The following is a 17888-nucleotide window of genomic DNA, read 5'->3' as shown; positions in this document are numbered from 1 at the left end:
AAACGCACGCGCGGCCGCGGGGCGAAGCCGCCCCCGGCGCGGCGCGCACCATAGCGGCGCGCCCCCGCGGCGGCAAACGCTTTGCGCGGCGGCCCCTACAGGATGAAAGCCGGCACGCCGATCAGGACCGCGTGCAGGAACGCCCCGAACAAGGCGTACAGCACCGTGCCGAGCGCGACCGCCACCACGTCGTTCTGCCACGATCCCCGGCGCGCCGGGGCGCCGTGCGCGCGTTCGTGGCGCTTCAGCAGGATGCGGGCGATCACCCCGTAAGCGAGGAAGCCGCCGAACAGCAGGACGCTGGGGAGATCGCCGTTGGCGCAGAGATGGGAGAAGGCCCAGAGCTTCACCGCCGCAAGCATGGGATGCTTGGCGCGCTCCCGGATTTTGCCCGGCAGATAGGCGGCGAGCAGCAGAACGAACGCCGGCCACATCAGCGTGATCGGGATGTGGCGCGTCCAGCCCGGCGGGCTCCAGAGCGCGACGGCGGGCGCGTGGCTGTAGCCGTAGATGATCGCCGCCAGCCCGACCGCGGACGCAAGCGAGTAGAGCCCCTTGTAGCCGGTCTCGCCGAGCCGGGCGACGAGGGCGGCGCGAAGCCCCGCCGCCCGTGTGAAGAGGTGCGTTCCGAGAAAGAGCGCCAACCCGAACGCCAGAATCGCCATCGCAGCCCCACCCGTCTGGAACGGGTTAAATCTAAAGGCTCTTTGGAGCGTCGTCGACGCGCTGGCCCCGAAGCCGTCCGCCCGGCTGCAGCGCGAAATCAGGCCTGGCGTCTCCGGCCCCACCAGCGCGATTCGACAGTTCGCCTCATTTACGCCACAGTCGCGGAACCGCAGGTTGCGGCGTTTCGGGGTGTGCTCTCATGGTCAGGACGTTGTTCGCTGCGATCGCCGTCGCGGCTGCTTTCATGTGCGCGCCGGCGCAGGCCTCCGTCATCGCAAGGGTCAGCCTCTCGCAGCAGCGGGTGGACGTGACCGTCGACGGGACCCTCGCCTATTCCTGGCCGGTCTCCACGGCCCGGCGCGGCTTCGTGACGCCGACCGGCAGCTGGCGGCCGATCCGAACCGAGCGGATGTGGTACTCGCGCAAATACGACATGTCGCCGATGCCGCATTCGGTGTTCTTCTACGGCGGCTACGCCATCCATGCGACAGGCTACGTGCGCTCGCTCGGACGGCCCGCGAGCCACGGCTGCGTCCGCCTGCATCCGAAGAACGCCGCCATTTTCTACGCTCTGGTGCGCGCCCGCGGGCTGGCGAACGCAAAGGTGGTCATCGTCCGCTGACGGGTGGCGCGCGGCGCGGGATCGGCTAGGGTCGGCCCCCTCCCCCCTCATCCGGAGCGTCGCCCCGTGAGCCTCGACAGCGTCCGCGCGTTCATCGCCGAGCATGCGCCCGACATCGCGGTGGTCGAGCACCAGGTCAGCACGGCGACCGTGCCGGAGGCGGCCGCCGCGCATGGCTGCGCGCCGGGGCAGATCGCGAAGACGCTGTCGCTCCGGGTGGGCGAGCGGGTGCTGCTGGTCGTGACCCGCGGCGACGCGCGGCTCGACAACAAGAAGGCCAAGGCGGCGTTCGGCGGAAAGCCGCGGATGCTGGGACTGGAGGAGGTCGCGGCCTTGACCGGCCATCCCGTCGGAGGCGTCTGTCCGTTCGGGCTCGCCACGCCGCTGCCGGTCTACTGCGACGTGTCTCTGAAGGCCTATGAGACCGTGATCCCCGCCGCCGGCTCCTCCCGCAGCTCGCTCGCCGTAGCGCCGGAGCGCATGGCCGAGATCGTCGGCGCGGAGTGGGTGGACGTGTCGGAGGTGCCGGTCAGCGCCTGAACGCTGCGGCGTAGGTCTCGGGCTTGAAGCCCACCACAAGCCTGCCCGCGCCTTCCAGCACCGGCCGCTTGATGAGAGAGGGCTTCGCCTCCATCAGCGCAAGAGCTTTGGCCTCGTCCAGCCCCTGCTTGTCTTCGTCGGGCAAGCCGCGGAACGTCGTGCCGGCCCGGTTGAGCAGCGTCTCCCAGCCGACCTCCGCGGCCCAGGCCTCAAGCTTCTCCCGCGGCGCGCCGGCGGTCTTGTAGTCGTGAAACTGAAAAGGCGCGCCCTCGGCCTCTAGCCAAGCGCGCGCCTTCTTCATCGTGTCACAGGCTTTGATGCCGTAGATCGTGACCGCCGTCGTCATGGCCTTCCCCTGAGATCGGGACGGCCAGGCGACCGTCCGTCAGATCGTACGGCGCCCGTTGATCAGCTGCAGCACCAGAACGATGGCTGCGACGACGAGCAGAAGATGGATCAGGCCGCCGGCGACGTGGAACACGCCGAAGCCGAGGATCCAGAGAACGAACAGAACCGCGATAATGGTCCAAAGCATAGCGGAGCACCTCCCTGAGCGGGGCCGCCGCTGAAACGCCCGGCCCTTCTAACCCCTCACCGTTGCGTGAACGCATGCGGCGGCGCTGTGGTTCCGGGGGCGCCCTGGGCTGCAGACGTTTCGCGCAGGGGGTCGCGGCATGTTCCGCCGGGCGCCGCAAAGGGCCAAGCGAGGAACTCGTTTGTCGTCCGCTCAGCCCGGGCCGTGCTTCAATGCGTCTTCGAGCGTGGGCGCGCGCCTGAGGGCCCGGCCCATCGGCGCCGCTTTCGGCGGTCCACGATAGGAGACATCAAGATGAGCCAGCGTGACGCCGTTTTCCCCGCAGGGCGGCAGGACCTCTACACGTCGCAGACCTACTCCGCCGCGATCCGATCCGGCGATCTCCTGTTCGTGTCCGGTCAGGTCGGCAGCCGCAGCGACGGCTCTCCCGAACCGGACTTCGAGGCTCAGGTTCGCCTGGCCTTCGCCAATCTCGAGGCCACTCTGCAGGCGGGCGGATGCGGGCTGGACGACATCGTCGACGTCACGACTTTCCACACCGATCCTGAACGCCAGTTCGGCACGATCATGCAGGTCAAGAGCGAAGTCTTCCCGGAGCCGCCCTATCCGAACTGGACGGCGGTCGGGGTGAACTGGCTGGCCGGTTTCGACTTCGAGATCAAGGTCATCGCCCGCATTTCCGGCTGAACGTCAATCGGCGGAGAGGAGCCGGTCGTGCATGATCCGCGGCGCAACAAGGCGAACGTGATCGCTTTCTATGAGCTGATGTTCAACGCCTTCCGACCCGCCGAGGCGGTGGAGCGCTTCGTCGGCGACGAGTACATCCAGCACAATCCGCATGTGGCGAGCGGCAAGAATGGCTTCATCGCCTATTTCGAGCGCATGGCCCGGGAGTGGCCGGGCAAACACGTCGAGATCAAGCGGGCGGTGGCCGAGGACGACTACGTCGTCCTTCACTGCCTGCAGCGCTGGCCCGGCGATCATGACTACGCAGGCATCGATATCTTCAGGCTCGATGATCAGGGGAAGATCGTCGAGCACTTGGATGTGCTGCAGATTGTGCCCGACCATGCGGCCAACGCGAACGGCATGTTCTGATCGTCGCCATGGGGCCGGCGATCAGAACCTTGAACTTCCCTCTCCGGAGGGGCGGCGCGGCGGCGATCCCGCAAACGGCGCGCTCGTTCGCCGGTGCGATTACGGCGGCGCAGAGGGGTTGGTCCTTCGTCGCTATCGCGACCGCTTCACATGGTCGACCAGCGCCCGAAGCTTCGGGGCGAGATTCCGGCGGTTGGGGAAGTAGAGGAAGAAGCCCGCGAAGGGCGGGCAATAATCTTCGAGCAGAGGGACCAGCTGACCGGAGGCGACGTAGGGCCTGAAGGTCTCTTCCATGCCGAAGGTGATCCCTCCCCCGGCGCAGGCCGTGCGGATCATCAGCCACATGTCGTTGGTGGTGATCTCGGGATTGACGGCGACGTCGTACTCCCGCCCGCCCTCGCCGAACTCCCAGCGGTAGGGCGCCGTCTGGGGCGCGGGACGCCAGCCGATGCAGCGATGCCGCGCCAGCTCGGACGGATGCGACGGCGCGCCGAAGCGCTCGATATAGGCCGGCGCGGCGACCACGGTCTGGCGCTGCTCGCCCGACACCGGGATTGCGATCATGTCCTGGTCGATCACCTCGCCGAGCCGCACGCCGGCGTCGTAGCCCTCCGCGACGATGTCGAACTCCTCGTCCGTGACGGTCACGTCGATCTGAACCGCCGGATAGGCCTCGGTGAAGCCCGCGAGCAGCGGCCCCGAGATGAACCGCTCCGCGATCGAGGACACGGCGAGCCGCAGAAGGCCGCTCGGCGCGCTGTCCCGATCCGCTGCGGCGTCCAAAGCGAGGCCGACTTCGGCGATCGCCGGCGCGACGCGTTGGAACAGCTGCTCGCCGGCCTCGGTCAGGCTGACGCTGCGCGTCGTCCGCTGCACCAGCGCGACGCCGAGGCGATCCTCGAGCCGACGAAGGGTCTGGCTGACGGCTGGCCGGGTCACGCCGAGCCGCTCGGCGGCCGCGCGAAAGCTCCGCGTCTCCGCGACAGCCAGGAAGACGGAAAGTCCGGCAAGATCGACTGACATTGGTAATCTGATGTTACCGGCGCAGTCACGATTGGGCAAATTGTTCGCTCCGCCGGCCATCTCTAGTTCTCGTTCCACGACGCGCTGCATGCCTCGCAGCGGTCCCTCGGTTCCGCAGCAAGCGTCCGTAGCTCGCTGCGCCTGACGTCGAAGGAGAACGAGATGCGTGTCCGCCTGTCCTCGCTCATCGCCGCCGGAACCATCACGCTCGCAGCCCCCATCGCGGCGCAGGCGCAATCGGCGCCCGCCGCGCAATGCGCCGCTTCAGGCGCGAGTTCGGCCCCCGAACTTCACAAGGAGTGGATCCTCGTCGGCTGGGACAAGCCCGTCGCCGGCCAGTCCTGGAACTTCCGGGAGAAGCTCGGGAAGTACTACGACTGGGAGGCCGATGACGTCGCGCTCTATGACGACATGGCTCCCGATCACCGGATCGCCCGCTCGGCCGAGGAGTACCGCGCGCTGTGGGAGCGATCGTTTCAGGCGCTGCGCCGCGCCCACCACCTCGTCCTGGACGGTCCGGAGACGATCGTCCGCGGCGATCTGGCGACCACAACGCTCGAGTTCGCGGCGCGGCTCGAGCCCGCCGAAGGCCAGCCGATCGTCGCGATCCGCGCACGCTCGACGCTGGTGTGGCGATGCACGGGCGCCGCCTGGAAGATCGTGCGCGAGCACAACAGCACACGCCGCATCACGCCCGACGAGTCCGAGCGCCTCTTCGGCTTCTGATCGACCACGACGAGACGAGACCCCCCCCCCCGCGTGCCAGCGAAAGGACCGATCCCATGACCATCTCATTGCTGCGCTCCCGCCTTGCCGTCGCGGGCCGCGGGCTGCTTTTGCCCTTGGCGCTCCTCGCCGTCATCGGGCCGGCGCACGCCGAAATCACGGCGTCCGAGCCGGGCGCGGAGACACACGACACCTCGGTCGAAATGCGGAACAAGGCCATCGTCCGCGACGCCTTCGAGAAATGGCGTGGCGGAACCTACGTCTTCGCCGCGCTCCTCGCCCCCGACGTCGTCTGGACAATCCACGGCTCAGGCCCGGTCGCTGGCACGTACCGCAACCAGGCCGACTTCGTCGAGCGGGCGTCGAAACCCCTCACGAGCCGTCTCGCCACGCCGGTCGTCCCTGAGGTGCGCGGCATCTACGCCGTCGGCGACACGGTCCTCATCCGCTTCGACGGGTCAGCGACGACGACCTCGGGCGCGCCCTACCGCAACCGGTTCCTCTGGATGCTGCGGATGAAGGACGGCCTGGTCGTCGAGGCCGAGGCGTTCCTGGATCTCGCCGCCTACCAGCAGGTCGTCGAGAACAACGAGCCGCGCGCGCAATAGCCGGCTTACGCAGCCGACAGCCACAGCAGAACTCTAGGAGCTGACCATGCGCCACGCGCTTGCCGTCCTGACGACCGCCGCCCTCTTGACCCAATCAGCACACGCGGAGGAGGCCGCCATGCGAACCGACCCCCCCTATGCCGGCATGTGGGTGACGGACGACGGCCGCGTGCGTCACGAGCTTCTGACGACCGGCCGCTATGTCGAGGCGCGGGGCGTACGCGAGCGCGCCTACGAGGGCCGGTACGAAGTGACCGGGACTCATATCGAGTATTGGGACGACACCGGCTTCACCGCCGACGGCGACTTCGTGGACCCCGACACTTTGCATCACGGCGGCATGGTCCTGCGCCGTCGCGTGGATCCCGCCGCAAGGCGCTAGGCGCTCTCATCGCCTTGCGCCTCCGCCGCTCGGCGCGGTGGCGGACTTCGTGGCGGGCCAGCGAGCCCGTTGCGGGGCGCGACCCGCACCACCCCGGGTCGCTCGGCGCTCATCCGGTCAGGCCCAGGCTCAGGCCGCGAAGCCGCCGTCCACGTTGAGGACCGCGCCCGTGATCAGGCAGGCCGCGGGACTGGCCAGGAACGCGACGGCGCTCGCGACCTCGCGAGGCTCGCCGAAGCGGCCCAGGGACGTGAGACTCCGCTGATAGTCGGCGTTCTCGCCGTCAGCCGGATTCATGTCCGTGTCGGTCGAGCCCGGCAGAACGAGGTTGACCGTGACGCCTTGAGGGCCGAGCTCCCGCGAAAGACCTCGCGTGAACGCCAGAAGCGCCGACTTCGACATCGCGTAGGCCGTGACGCCGGGAAACGGCACGCGCTCGGCCAAGGACGAGCCGATGGAGACGATCCGGCCTCCGGCCGCGAGGTGCGGTATCGCCGCCTGGGCGAACAGCACCGGCCCGCGAACATTGACGTCGAGCATGGTCTGCAGATCGGCCAGCGACAGATCGGCGGTCATCCCGGCGATCGCGACGCCCGCGCTGTTGACGAGGATGTCGAGTCCGCCGAGCGCGCCGACCGTCTGGGCGACGGCCCGGCGTATGGCGTCGGGGTCGGCGCTGTCCGCCTGGATGGCGAGTCCACGCCGGTCGTTGTCCTCGATGGAACGAACCACCGTCGCAGCCCGTTCCGCCGAGCGCTGGTAAGTAAAGGCGACATCGGCCCCGTTCTCCGCGAGCGCGAGCGCGATCGCCGCCCCTATGCCCCGCGAACCCCCGGTCACCAAGGCGCGTTTTCCAATCAGATCCACGACGGATTCCTTTTATGCAGCGGTCGATGCATAAATCGGTAGGTCGGTTGCGGCATGCGGTCAACAGATTTATGCAGTGAATGATGCACAATGACGCCGCAGCACCAGCGCCTCCGTCGCCGACGCGTCCCGTACGCGGCCGGCCGCGAGAGTTCGACCGCCAGCAAGCGCTGGTCGCCGCGATGCGGCTGTTCTGGATCAGAGGATTCGAGGCCGCCTCGGTCGCCGATCTGACCGAGGCGATGGGGATCGGGACGAAGAGCCTCTACGCGGCCTTCGGCTCGAAGGACGCGCTCTACGCCGAAGCGCTTCAGCACTATTGCGCGACCTATGAGGGGCTGGTCTGGACCCGCTTCCGGAAAGCGGCGACCGCGAGAGAAGCGGCGCTGGCCTTCCTCCAGGATTCCGCCGTCGCCATGACGGGCGCGGACTGCGATCTGCCGCACGGCTGCATGGCGACGCTCGCCACGGTGGGCGGCGAAGGCCATGCCGAACTCGGCGATCTTATGCGAGCCACCCGCGCGGGAGGCTTCGACATCCTCAAGGCGCGCTTCGACCAAGCGAAGGGCGACGGCGATCTGCCGGCGATCGTGGACACGACAAAGCTGGCAAGACTGGTGCAGACGGTGCAAAGCGGCATGGCGATCCGCGCCCGCGACGGAGCGGATCGGGCCGAGCTCGCGGCTGTCGCGGAACTCGCCCTGGCCGGCTGGGACCGCATCACCGCCGCCATCGATCATGAGAACGAGGACTAGAACCGCGTTTATGACAGCCGCAGCAGTCGATCTCCTGCAAGCACGCAGCCTGTTCGTGAGCCCCCACTACGACGATGTGCCTTTGTCGTGCGGCGGCGTGGTCGCCGCTCTCGCGGAGCGGGGGTGGGCGCCACGGATGGTGACCGTCTTTGCAAGCGAACTCGTGGACGCGATGGTGGGCGAGTTCGCCGCCTGGAAGCACGCCCGGTGGCGGCTCGAGGAGCCTGACAGCGTGTTGTCGACGCGACGGGCCGAGGACGCCGCCGCCGCGAAGACGCTCGGCTGCGAAGCGCGGTGGCTGGGCCTCCCCGACGCGATCTACCGCGGCGACCGCTACACCTCGGACCAGGAGCTCTTCGGTCGCCTGCACGCCGAGGAGGAAGAGCTTGGAGAGGTTCTGGCCGACGAACTGACCCAGCTGCCCGAATGGCGTGACGGCGATCGGGTTTTCGTGCCCTTAGGCATAGGCTCTCACGTGGACCATCAGCTCGTCTTTGAAGCGGGGCGCCGGCTCGCCCGGCGCGGTGTGGAGGTTTTCGCCTACGAGGATTGCCCCTACGCCATCCACACGCCGGAGGGCGTCGATCGACGGCTTGACGCCGTTCGCGACCACGTAGCGGAGCCGGTGCTCGTTCCAATCGGAGCCGCCATCGAGCCGAGGCTGGACGCCATCGCCTGCTATCGAAGCCAGATCCCGGTGATCTTCCGCTTCACGGACGACTTCCGAAGCGCGGTCCGCGCCTTCGCGCTCGACCGGGGCGGCCTGAGGGGACCGGCGGAGCGCTTCTGGCCTGTTTTAAGCTAAGCGTTCGGGGGCCTTCTACCTGCCGGACCTTGATCTCAGACGCTGGTCGCGTGCCCGTAGGGACTTGCTTTGATAAGATACTCGCCGCTCTCCCTGAAACTGCGGACGGTCGCGAAGGTATCTTCCATGAACTGCACGTAGGACAGCTTGCCGTTTTCGCCACGCGCCAGAACGGCGAAGGGCGAGGTCACCGTCTTGCCCAAAAGGGTCGAGGTGTAAGTGAAGTAGCCGAAGATCGCCGCGCCGTCCTTGTTTTCAAAGCTGTCCTGGATCTGGAAGTCGTTGACGGTCCAATAGCGGCCGACGTCGAGGAAAGTCTGAACCAGCCCCTTCGTGCCTTCGTTGGTTCCGGCCCAGGGCATGATCCGCCTTAGTTCCGGATTGTCATAGTTGAGCGACACGTAGACGAAGTCGTCCGTCGTAAACTGCTCGACGAAGTCAAGATCGGTCGGGTTCGACAAGATCGAACGCAGCGCCGCCAAAGGCGACGACGTCGACGCGGGTTCGGTGGTCGACGACTTCCGCTCAAGAGCGCGCGCTTCAGTGCACATCACAGGTTTCTCCTTTCGGGCGTTGCTTGGAACAGCGGCATCGAAATCGCCGCGCCCCGCTCGATGTTCGCGGCTCGCCACGCGGCTTGGCGCCGTGGGCCTGTCTCGCAGCGGGGTCTTGCTCTAATCTTGGATGTTGGCTGCGATTGACGGAATGGGGATATCCGTCGGAATATCCCGGACATTATGTCGGCAATGCTTTCAATCGAGTCCCTCAGCGGCCTCGTCGCGTTTTCAGCCGCCGTGGAGACCGGCAGTTTCGCGGCCGCAGGGAGGAAGCTGGGGCTGTCTGCGTCAGCCGTCGGCAAGGCGGTGGAGCGACTTGAAACGCGCCTCGGCCTGCGCCTGCTGAACCGCACGACCCGATCGCTTGCCGTCACCGGCGAAGGCGACGTCCTGCACCGCTATGTCGTGCGGATCTTGAAAGACCTGCAAGACGCCGAGCAGGAACTTCATCTTTTCCATAAAGCGCCGCGGGGCCGGCTCAAGATAAGCGTGCCCACGGTGATCGGACGCAAGGTCGTCATGCCTGCGCTTCGCGATTTTCAGATCCGTTTCCCCGACGTGACGACCGACATCAGTCTTGACGACGTGAAGGTCGACATCATCGAGGGCGGCTACGACGTGGTGCTACGACTTGGCGAACTGGACGATTCGACGCTGAGCGCGCGAAGGATTGGCCCCCATACCTTCATCACGTGCGCCTCGCCTGCCTATCTCGCACAACACGGGATCCCTCAGGATCCCGCAGACCTCCATAAGCATTGCTGCGTCCATTACCGGTTCCCCACGACCGGACGGCCGGAGGTCTGGGCGTTCAAGCCTTCACGCCTGACGAAGCCGATCAAGCCCGCCATCATCTTGAACGACGGCGAGGCGCTCGCATCCGCCGCGCTGAGCGGATTGGGGATCATTCAGGCGCCAAGCTATCTCGTGCGGGACGACATCGCGGCGGGACGTCTTCAGGCCATCCTCGCGGATTACACTGAGGACCGTGGCAGTGTTTCGCTTGTCTGGCCTGCGATGTCGGCGCGCGCCCCGAAAGTGCGCGCCTTCATCGACTTCATGGCTGAGCGAATATTCGCAACGTTATATTGAGTTGTCCCCGTTTCGTCTCGATGCGTCGTAGGCGGACTGCGCGCTCTCCATCGCGGAGCCGTTGGCGAGCGACCACGTGTAGAGGGCGGCGAAGGGTTCGCGGAGCGAGCAGCCGAGATCGGTGATGGCGTACTCGACGCCGATCGGCTGAGTCGGGAGCACTTTGCGGCTGATAAGGCCGTTGCGCTCCAGACGCTTCAGCGCCTCGGACAATGCCTTGTGGGTGATGCCGTCGAGCCGGCGCTTGAGGTCTTTGAACCGCGCCGGCCGCGTGCAGAGCACGCTCAAGATCAGTACAGTCCACTTGTTGGCGATGTGTTCGAGGATGGGCCGCGTCGCGGCGACATCGAGCGGCAGCGCGAGCACATCCTTGGCCATGGGTATACGCCTCGATATCTACGCACCACCCGGTGCCTTCTTGTGATTAGATATGCAATCGATACTTCCTCGTCATCACCGATGATGTGAGGACATATGAGCAGGCTCTCAGGAAAGATCGCCGTCGTGATCGGCGGCCATGGCGGCATCGGCGGCGCCATCGCGGAGCGGTTCGCGGCCGAAGGCGCCACAGTCTACGCCACCAGTCGTCGCGCCGAAGAGGGCGAGGTGGAGGTTGGAGCCGGCAGGGTGCGCGCGCGCCGCCTCGACGCCGCCGACCTGACGGCGCTCGCCGCCTTCTTCGACGCGGCGAGCCGCGAGGCCGGACGGGTGGACGTGCTCGCCGTCAACGCCGGCGTCTCCGAGTTCGCGCCCCTCGATCAGGTCAGCGAAGATCATTTCGACCGGACCTTCGATCTCAACGTGCGCGCGCTCCTGTTCGCCGCCAAGGCCGCCACGGCGATCATGCCGGACGGCGGCTCGATCGTGTTGGTGGGCTCGATCGCCGACGCGATCGGCACGAGGGGCTATGGCGTTTACGGTGCGACCAAGGCCGCCGTGCGCTCGTTCGCGCGGACCTGGGCCAACGAGCTGGCGCCCCGCAACATCCGCGTCAACGTCGTGGCGCCCGGACCGACCGACACCGCCATGATGGCGGCCGTCTCCGATGAGGTGCGCGAGACGTTGACGAAGCTGATCCCGCTCGGCCGTATGGCGCGCGCCGACGAAGTGGCCTCGGCCGCGCTGTTCCTCGCCAGCGACGAGAGCAGCTTCGTCACCGGGGCCGAACTGCCGGTCGACGGCGGCATGGCCCAGGTCTGATCCGCGCGGAACGGAGAGCGCCGCCCTCGCCGGCTGACCGCGCCGAGGGCCCTACGCTTCGCCGCCGGGGTCCACCGCTCAGGAATCGGAGCGCCCGCCCGTCGAGCTCTCCGAGCCTCTTCGGGCCGCCGGCGAAGATTTTTGAAAGGTGGATGATCCCACGCCGGCGTTTTCAGACTCGCCGTGACAGCCGAGCTCTCTCCGCTCCGGTCCGATCTGAGGGCCCGGCGTCCCGTGGCGCAGCGGCGCGAAGACGCGCTGCTCGCCCCGAACTTACAGCCCGTCTCGATCAGCTAAATCGCCGTCAGGAGCTACTGTGCCGCTGACGGTCGTGATGTCTTGGCGGAGGACAAAACCGCCCCTGCCGTAAGCCGGTCCCGCGAAACGCGAGCGCCGCCGCGTTCGCTACTGTAAGCTAATGCGGCGCACAGGCAGCCAAAATTACTCCCATTCGATCGTGCCCGGCGGCTTCGACGTGACGTCGTAGACGACCCGGTTGACGCCGCGGACCTCGTTGATGATCCGGGTGGCGGCCCGGCCGAGGAAGTTCATGTCGTAGGGGTAGAAGTCCGCCGTCATGCCGTCGACGGACGTCACCGCGCGGAGCGCCAGCACGTATTCGTAGGTGCGGCCGTCGCCCATCACGCCGACGGTCTTCACCGGCAGCAGCACCGCGAAGGCCTGCCAGATCTTGTCGTAGAGCCCGGCCTTGCGGATCTCCTCGAGATAGATCGCGTCCGCCTCGCGGAGGATGTCGAGCTTCTCGCGGGTGATGTCGCCGGGGCAGCGGATCGCGAGGCCCGGGCCCGGGAACGGGTGGCGGCCGACGAAGGCGTCGGGCAGGCCGAGCTCCTTGCCGAGCGCGCGAACCTCGTCCTTGAACAGCTCCCGCAGCGGCTCGACGAGCTGCATGTTCATGCGCTCGGGCAGGCCGCCGACGTTGTGGTGCGACTTGATCGTGACCGAGGGTCCGCCGGAGAACGACACGCTCTCGATGACGTCGGGATAGAGGGTGCCCTGGGCCAGGAAGTCGGCGCCGCCGATCTTCTTGGCCTCCGCCTCAAACACCTCGACGAACAGCCGGCCGATGGTCTTGCGCTTGGTCTCGGGGTCGTGCTCGCCCTCGAGCGCCGACAGGAAGGTGTCGCCGGCGTCAACGTGCACGAGCGGGATGTTGTAGTGCCCGCGGAACAGGTTCACGACCTCCTCCGCCTCGGCCTTGCGCATCAGGCCGTGATCCACGAACACGCAGGTGAGCTGGTCGCCGATCGCCTCGTGGATCAGAACCGCCGCGACGGCCGAGTCGACGCCGCCGGAGAGGCCGCAGATCACTCGGCCCTTGCCGACCTGCTCCCGGATCTTGGCGATCGCCTCCTCGCGATAGGCCGCCATCGACCAGTCGCCGACGCAGCCGCAGATGTCGCGCACGAAGTTTGCGAGCAGCTTGCCGCCTTCGGGCGTGTGGACCACCTCGGGGTGGAACATCAGGCCGTAGTAGTGCCGGGATTCGTCCGCGATCGCCGCAAACGGCGCGTTCTCCGACACGCCCACGATCCGGAAGCCCTGCGGCATCTGCGTGATGCGGTCGCCGTGGCTCATCCACACCTGGTTGCGGCTCTGGGCCTCCCAGACGCCGGTGAAGAGCTTGGACGGCGCGACCACGTTGAGGTCGGCGCGGCCAAACTCACGATGGTGCCCGCTCTCGACCACGCCGCCGAGCTGCTCCGCCATGGTCATCTGCCCGTAGCAGATGCCGAGCACCGGCAGACCGCTCTCGAACACCGCCTGCGGCGCGCGCGGCGTGCCCATGTCCGCGACCGACGCCGGGCCGCCGGACAGGATGACGCCCTTGGCGCCGAAGGTCGGGAAGACCTCGGCGGCCGTGTTGAACGGGACGATCTCGCAATAGACGCCGGTCTCGCGCACGCGGCGCGCGATGAGCTGCGTCACCTGCGACCCGAAGTCGATGATGAGGATGCGGTCGTGGGAGGGGTCTGCGATCATGCGCTTGCCTACATCGCCGCCTCAACCGCGGCAACGGCGCAGGCGGCATGACGCCCGCGAAAATTACGCGCAGCTTGTCAGATCGACGTGCTCTGCGCCGCCGCGCTGCATTCCGTCGGCGCCTGGTTCGGGAACCGCTCATTGAGCTTGCCGCAGCCCCAGTCGCGGATCGGAGCCGGCATCCAGCGCGTGATGGCGAGGCCGATCTGGTCGTTAGGGTTCGGCGCGTAAGCGGCGTACCACGCGAAATACCCGCCCGCCGCGAGGATCAGCAGGGCGAAGATCTTCAGCACGTTGCCCATAGTCCGCATGGTCTCCACCTGCCCCTGCTGACGACCAGCCGCGGCCGGCGTCGTCTAGCGGAGATGGATCGACGCGTAAACCGGTCAACCCCGCGTCAGCACGGCGACGAAAAAGCCGTCGGTGCCAGACCGGCGGGGACCGAGCAGCAGGGCGTCGCCGCTGGCGGTCGCGAAGGCGCCAAGGGCGGGCAGTCCGGCCGAGACCGCGGCCTCGACGGCCGGGACCGGACGGAACGCGGGGAACCGCGCCCGAAAGGCCGCAAGGCGGTCTTCGTTCTCCGCCGAAAGCACCGAGCAGGTGACGTAGACGAGACGGCCGCCCGGCTTCACCAGCGGCGCGGCGGCGGCGAGCACCGCGTCCTGTTCGGCGATGCGCGCCTCGAGCGCCGCGGGCTTCAGCCGCCATTTGGCGTCTGGGTTGCGGCGCCAGGTGCCGGCGCCGGTGCAGGGCGCGTCGACCAGCACGAGGTCGGCGCGATCGGCGAGATCGGCCAGCACGTCCGTGTCCCCGCGGGGAGCGCGCACCTGCATGTTGCGCACGCCCGCCCGCTCCGCCCGTTCGTGCAGCGGCTTGAGCCGGCGGACGTCGTTGTCGTGGGCGTAGATCTGACCGCGGTTGTCCATGGTCGCGGCGAGCGCGAGCGTCTTGCCGCCGGCGCCGGCGCAGAAATCCACGACCTGCATGCCCGGCGCCGCGCCCGCGACCAGCGCCGCGAGCTGCGAGCCTTCGTCCTGGACCTCGACCAGACCCTTCAGATGCGCGGGCTCCGACTGCACCGGCGGGCCGCGGCCGTCGTCGGTGAGCGGCACGCGCAGGCCGAAGGGCGACAGCGGCGTCGGCGCGGCCTTCCAGTGGGCGAGCGCGCGCTCCGCCTTGGCCCGATCCCCCTTGAGGGCGTTGACGCGCAGGTCGAGGGGAGCGCGCTCGGCCAGGGCCGCGCCCTCCTCCGCCCGCTCCTCGCCGAAGACGCGGGCGAAGCCGGCGTCGAGCCACTCAGGATAGTCGCCGCGCACATGCGCCGGCGCTCCGTCGAGCGTCGCGGCGGCCATCGCGGCGCGCTCGGCCTCGGTCGGCGGCTCCGGCGCATGGGGGCTCGCCGCAAAGGCCGCGGCAAGGTCGTTGACGGGCGTCCTTCGCACGAAGGCCAGCGCGCCGAGGACCAGCGCGCGCGGCGTCTCCGCGCCCATCCGCCAGGCGAGCGACGAGCGGCGGCGCAGCGCGTCGTAGACCAGGCTCGCGATGCGCGCGCGGTCGCCTGAGCCTGCGAAGCGATGGGCCGAGCCCCAGTCCTTCAGCGCAGAGGCCACAGGACGATGGCGGGTCTCGATCTCTGCGAGGACGTCGATCGCGGCGGCGGCGTGGGCGGCGGGGGTCATGGTCAGGAAGCCAGAATGCGGATGGCGAAGATCGCCCACATGGCGAGCAGGACGAGCGCGCCGACGAGGTAGCAGCGGAAGCGCGTCATCAGCCTGTTCCGCCCGGTGTGGACATAGGCGTGGGCGTAGCGCGAGACGACGAAGGCCCAGGACATCGCGACGAACAGCAGGTCGGCTTCCTTGGTGATCAGGGCGAGGATCACCAGCACGTAGAAGAAGACGGGGAGTTCGAGCTGGTTGTGGTAGCTGTCGGCGACCTTCTGCGCCTTCTCCGGCCAACCGAAGGTGCGGGGGGAGCCCTTGGTCGGCGTCACCTGCCCGGCGCGCGCGGCGGTGAACCGCGTCTGCGCCATCCAGAGCAGAAGCCCGAAGGTGAGGAGCACCTGCGCGAACAGCGGCGCCAGGACGGCTTGGATGGTCATGTATGCGTCAGCCGAAAGCGTTGAGCCGATGGAAGGCGACGCGGCCCGCGAAGGGCGATCGCTCGATCGCAGCGATCAGTTTGCCGTCGTCAGTCGCGAGCGGCGCCCCCCATGTCAGCGCGGCGGCGACATAGAGCGAGTCGTAGACGGAAACGCCAGCTCCGCAGGCCATTTCGATCGCCGCCGGCATCAGCCCGGAGATCGGGATCAGGACCAGGGTGTCCTGCAAGAGCTCCACGGCGGCGAGCGCTTGCGCGATGGATATTTCGTGAGACTGCACGCGTCGGCGAAGCACCTGACCGACCTCGGCTTCAACATGCGCGGGGGCGGCGAGCAGATCGTCGCCAGCCAGAAGACGCCTCGCCTCCGCGCTTCGGACTTCGTCGACATACCATTTGACCACGACGCTCGCGTCGACGATGAGGCTCATCGTCGATCGCGATCCTCGCGCACCATCTCAGTGGCGTCGGTAAGGAGCGGCGCCGGCGTCATCGCACGCACGCGGTCGGCGGCCGCAAGTCGCTCTGAAGGCGCAGCGTGCAGCGCCTTCAGCAGAACGTCCCGTGCGACCGCGTCCAGAGTCCGACCCGTACGCGCCGCATGCTCCAGCATCTTCTGGACGGCCGCGTCATCGACGTTCGTGATCGTGATGTCCGCCATCGCCACGTCTCCGGTCAGCTTCGAAAGACCCGAGACTACACCATGCTGGGATAGTTCGGGCTTTCGCGGGTGATCGTCACGTCGTGGACGTGGCTCTCGCGGAGCGAGGCGCCGGAGATGCGGACGAACTCGGCCTTCTCGTGCAGGTCGGGCACAGTGGCGGCGCCGACGTAGCCCATGGCGGCGCGCAGGCCGCCGGCGAGCTGGTGCAGCACGGCGCCGACCGGGCCCTTGTAGGGCACCTGGCCCTCGATGCCCTCGGGCACGAGCTTCAGGCGGTCGTTCACCTCCGCCTGGAAGTAGCGGTCGGCCGACCCCTGAGCCATAGCGCCGACCGAGCCCATGCCGCGATAGGACTTGTAGGAGCGGCCCTGCCAGAGGAACACCTCGCCGGGCGCCTCGTCGGTGCCGGCCAGCAGCGAGCCGACCATGGCGACGTCGGCGCCGGCGGCGATCGCCTTGGCGAGATCGCCCGAGTACTTGATGCCGCCGTCGGCGATGACCGGAATATCCTGCGCCTTCGCCGCCTCGACCGACTCCATGATCGCGGTGAGCTGCGGCACGCCGACGCCGGCGACGATGCGGGTGGTGCAGATAGAGCCCGGCCCGATGCCGACCTTGATCGCGTCCGCGCCGGCGTCGATCAGCGCCTTGGTGGCGGCGCCGGTCGCGACGTTCCCGGCGACGATCTGCACCTCGTTGGAGAGGCGCTTGATCCGGGCGACGACGTCCAGCACGTGCTGGGAATGCCCATGCGCGGTGTCGACCACGATCAGGTCGCAGCCGGCGTCGATCAGCGCCTGGGCGCGATCGAAGCCCTTGTCGCCGACGGTGGTCGCGGCCGCCACGCGCAGGCGGCCCTGGGCGTCCTTGTTGGCGTTGGGGTTCGCGACCGCCTTCTCGATGTCCTTCACCGTGATCAGGCCGACGCAGTGATAGGCGTCGTCGACGACCAGCAGCTTTTCGATGCGATGGTGGTGCAGCAGACGCTTGGCTTCGTCCTGGCTGACGCCGTCGCGCACCGTGACGAGGTTCTCCTTCGTCATCAGCTCGGAGATCGGCTGGCGCATGTTGGTGGCGAAGCGCACGTCGCGGTTGGTCAGGATGCCGACGAGCTTCCCGGACCGACCGGAGCCTTCGACGACCGGAATGCCGGAGATGCCGTTGCGGGCCATGAGCTCGAAGGCTTCAGCGAGCGTGGCGTCCGGCGCGATCGTGACCGGGTTCACGACCATGCCGCTCTCGAACTTCTTCACCTGCCGCACATGAGCCGCCTGCTCCTCGGGCTCGAGGTTGCGGTGGATCACGCCGATGCCGCCGGCCTGCGCCATGGCGATCGCGAGCCGCGCCTCCGTCACCGTGTCCATGGCGGAGGACATGATCGGAATGTTGAGGCTGATGGTCTTGGTGACGCGCGAGCGGAGATCGACCTCGCCCGGCATGACCTCGGAGAGGCCCGGCCGCAACAGCACGTCGTCGAAGGTGAGCGCCTCACGGGCGAGTACGTCTTCGATGCGCGCCATGCCAAACCTCCTCGTGTGCGCCGAAGCGCCCGGGAGCCGTCCGTCGGCGCCCGGCCCCGCTGCGTCGCGTCCGTGAGGACGCGGGTTGGGGGAAGTGGCGCGGACGTTTAGCACGACCCATGCC

General features: G+C 68.0%; 25 protein-coding genes. 11 read left to right on the top strand and 14 right to left on the bottom strand.

The genetic code is table 11. The features are described from left to right. Positions 1-95 precede the first annotated feature (95 nt). Positions 96-665, bottom strand: a complete 570-nt coding sequence (locus METY_RS08960; RefSeq protein WP_103121045.1) for an NnrU family protein — start codon at positions 663-665, stop codon at positions 96-98. A gap of 200 nt (positions 666-865) precedes the next feature. On the opposite strand from METY_RS08960, the gene METY_RS08955 reads away from it, so the two are divergent. After that, positions 866-1288, top strand: a complete 423-nt coding sequence (locus METY_RS08955; RefSeq protein ID WP_103121044.1) for a L,D-transpeptidase — start codon at positions 866-868, stop codon at positions 1286-1288. A gap of 66 nt (positions 1289-1354) precedes the next feature. Then, positions 1355-1828, top strand: a complete 474-nt coding sequence (locus tag METY_RS08950) for a YbaK/EbsC family protein (protein WP_103121043.1) — start codon at positions 1355-1357, stop codon at positions 1826-1828. On the opposite strand, the gene METY_RS08945 is transcribed toward METY_RS08950, so the two are convergent. Together METY_RS08945 and METY_RS08940 are read right to left on the bottom strand one after the other, a co-directional pair. After that, positions 1818-2174: an arsenate reductase gene (locus METY_RS08945; protein WP_103121042.1), complete on the bottom strand. Its 357-nt coding sequence runs from the start codon at positions 2172-2174 to the stop codon at positions 1818-1820. The two genes, METY_RS08950 and METY_RS08945, sit on opposite strands and share 11 nt — an antisense overlap. 39 nt (positions 2175-2213) lie before the next feature. Further along, positions 2214-2363: a lmo0937 family membrane protein gene (locus tag METY_RS08940; RefSeq protein ID WP_103121041.1), complete on the bottom strand. Its 150-nt coding sequence runs from the start codon at positions 2361-2363 to the stop codon at positions 2214-2216. A gap of 294 nt (positions 2364-2657) precedes the next feature. Here METY_RS08940 and METY_RS08935 point away from each other — a divergent pair, with 294 nt between their 5' ends. Beyond that, complete coding sequence (locus METY_RS08935; protein ID WP_103121040.1) at positions 2658-3050, top strand: RidA family protein; 393 nt, start codon at positions 2658-2660, stop codon at positions 3048-3050. A gap of 27 nt (positions 3051-3077) precedes the next feature. Further along, positions 3078-3461 carry a nuclear transport factor 2 family protein gene (locus METY_RS08930; protein WP_103121039.1) on the top strand — a complete coding sequence of 128 codons (384 nt, stop codon included), beginning with the start codon at positions 3078-3080 and terminating at the stop codon, positions 3459-3461. 132 nt (positions 3462-3593) lie between these two features. Here the strand turns inward: METY_RS08930 and METY_RS08925 are convergent, their stop codons facing one another. Then, on the bottom strand, positions 3594-4484 hold the full coding sequence (locus tag METY_RS08925; RefSeq protein WP_103121038.1) for a LysR family transcriptional regulator: 891 nt from the start codon (positions 4482-4484) through the stop codon (positions 3594-3596). A gap of 162 nt (positions 4485-4646) precedes the next feature. Here METY_RS08925 and METY_RS08920 point away from each other — a divergent pair, with 162 nt between their 5' ends. The 3 genes from METY_RS08920 to METY_RS08910 are packed head-to-tail and all read left to right on the top strand — an operon-like array spanning position 4647 to position 6200. Then, the gene (locus METY_RS08920) at positions 4647-5210 is read left to right on the top strand and encodes a YybH family protein (RefSeq protein ID WP_103121037.1); all 564 of its coding nucleotides are present in this window, start codon (positions 4647-4649) and stop codon (positions 5208-5210) included. Positions 5211-5266: 56 nt separating this feature from the next. Beyond that, positions 5267-5818: a nuclear transport factor 2 family protein gene (locus tag METY_RS08915; protein ID WP_103121036.1), complete on the top strand. Its 552-nt coding sequence runs from the start codon at positions 5267-5269 to the stop codon at positions 5816-5818. A gap of 46 nt (positions 5819-5864) precedes the next feature. Next, positions 5865-6200, top strand: coding sequence for an Atu4866 domain-containing protein (locus tag METY_RS08910; RefSeq protein WP_103121035.1), 336 nt, complete (start codon positions 5865-5867; stop codon positions 6198-6200). Positions 6201-6329: 129 nt separating this feature from the next. Here the strand turns inward: METY_RS08910 and METY_RS08905 are convergent, their stop codons facing one another. Then, positions 6330-7067 (bottom strand): SDR family NAD(P)-dependent oxidoreductase, encoded by a 738-nt coding sequence (locus tag METY_RS08905; RefSeq protein ID WP_103121034.1) that lies wholly within the window; start codon positions 7065-7067, stop codon positions 6330-6332. An 80-nt stretch (positions 7068-7147) separates the two neighbouring features. On the opposite strand from METY_RS08905, the gene METY_RS08900 reads away from it, so the two are divergent. Both METY_RS08900 and METY_RS08895 read left to right on the top strand, forming a co-directional pair. Further along, positions 7148-7822, top strand: a complete 675-nt coding sequence (locus tag METY_RS08900; RefSeq protein ID WP_103121033.1) for a TetR/AcrR family transcriptional regulator — start codon at positions 7148-7150, stop codon at positions 7820-7822. Between the two features lie 10 nt (positions 7823-7832). Further along, on the top strand, positions 7833-8627 hold the full coding sequence (locus tag METY_RS08895) for a PIG-L deacetylase family protein (protein ID WP_160147332.1): 795 nt from the start codon (positions 7833-7835) through the stop codon (positions 8625-8627). 35 nt (positions 8628-8662) lie between these two features. Here METY_RS08895 and METY_RS08890 read toward each other — a convergent pair whose 3' ends face one another. Next, on the bottom strand, positions 8663-9259 hold the full coding sequence (locus METY_RS08890; protein ID WP_244593574.1) for a nuclear transport factor 2 family protein: 597 nt from the start codon (positions 9257-9259) through the stop codon (positions 8663-8665). A 114-nt stretch (positions 9260-9373) separates the two neighbouring features. Between METY_RS08890 and METY_RS08885 the strand changes: the two genes are divergently transcribed. Beyond that, complete coding sequence (locus METY_RS08885) at positions 9374-10276, top strand: LysR family transcriptional regulator (protein ID WP_244593573.1); 903 nt, start codon at positions 9374-9376, stop codon at positions 10274-10276. Here the strand turns inward: METY_RS08885 and METY_RS08880 are convergent. Beyond that, positions 10268-10654: a winged helix-turn-helix transcriptional regulator gene (locus tag METY_RS08880; RefSeq protein WP_103121030.1), complete on the bottom strand. Its 387-nt coding sequence runs from the start codon at positions 10652-10654 to the stop codon at positions 10268-10270. The genes METY_RS08885 and METY_RS08880 overlap by 9 nt on opposite strands. Before the next feature lie 96 nt (positions 10655-10750). Between METY_RS08880 and METY_RS08875 the strand changes: the two genes are divergently transcribed. After that, the gene (locus METY_RS08875; RefSeq protein WP_103121029.1) at positions 10751-11476 is read left to right on the top strand and encodes an SDR family NAD(P)-dependent oxidoreductase; all 726 of its coding nucleotides are present in this window, start codon (positions 10751-10753) and stop codon (positions 11474-11476) included. A 441-nt stretch (positions 11477-11917) separates the two neighbouring features. Here METY_RS08875 and guaA read toward each other — a convergent pair whose 3' ends face one another. The 7 genes from guaA to guaB form a co-directional block, all read right to left on the bottom strand. After that, complete coding sequence (gene guaA / locus METY_RS08870) at positions 11918-13480, bottom strand: glutamine-hydrolyzing GMP synthase (protein WP_103121028.1); 1563 nt, start codon at positions 13478-13480, stop codon at positions 11918-11920. Positions 13481-13557: 77 nt separating this feature from the next. Further along, positions 13558-13791 (bottom strand): hypothetical protein, encoded by a 234-nt coding sequence (locus METY_RS08865; RefSeq protein ID WP_146035699.1) that lies wholly within the window; start codon positions 13789-13791, stop codon positions 13558-13560. 75 nt (positions 13792-13866) lie between these two features. Further along, positions 13867-15159, bottom strand: a complete 1293-nt coding sequence (locus tag METY_RS08860; RefSeq protein ID WP_103121026.1) for an RsmB/NOP family class I SAM-dependent RNA methyltransferase — start codon at positions 15157-15159, stop codon at positions 13867-13869. A 2-nt stretch (positions 15160-15161) separates the two neighbouring features. Further along, complete coding sequence (locus tag METY_RS08855) at positions 15162-15581, bottom strand: MAPEG family protein (protein ID WP_103121025.1); 420 nt, start codon at positions 15579-15581, stop codon at positions 15162-15164. 7 nt (positions 15582-15588) lie between these two features. Beyond that, positions 15589-16011 (bottom strand): type II toxin-antitoxin system VapC family toxin, encoded by a 423-nt coding sequence (locus METY_RS08850; protein WP_103121024.1) that lies wholly within the window; start codon positions 16009-16011, stop codon positions 15589-15591. Beyond that, positions 16008-16241: a hypothetical protein gene (locus tag METY_RS08845; protein WP_103121023.1), complete on the bottom strand. Its 234-nt coding sequence runs from the start codon at positions 16239-16241 to the stop codon at positions 16008-16010. Before METY_RS08845 ends, METY_RS08850 begins: the two co-directional genes overlap by 4 nt. 35 nt (positions 16242-16276) lie before the next feature. Next, the gene (gene guaB / locus METY_RS08840; RefSeq protein ID WP_103121022.1) at positions 16277-17764 is read right to left on the bottom strand and encodes an IMP dehydrogenase; all 1488 of its coding nucleotides are present in this window, start codon (positions 17762-17764) and stop codon (positions 16277-16279) included. Positions 17765-17888 lie beyond the last annotated feature (124 nt).

The organism is Methylopila sp. Yamaguchi (assembly GCF_002897035.1).
GTDB lineage: Bacteria > Pseudomonadota > Alphaproteobacteria > Rhizobiales > Methylopilaceae > Methylopila.
This window is presented reverse-complemented; position numbering and strand designations above follow the sequence as displayed.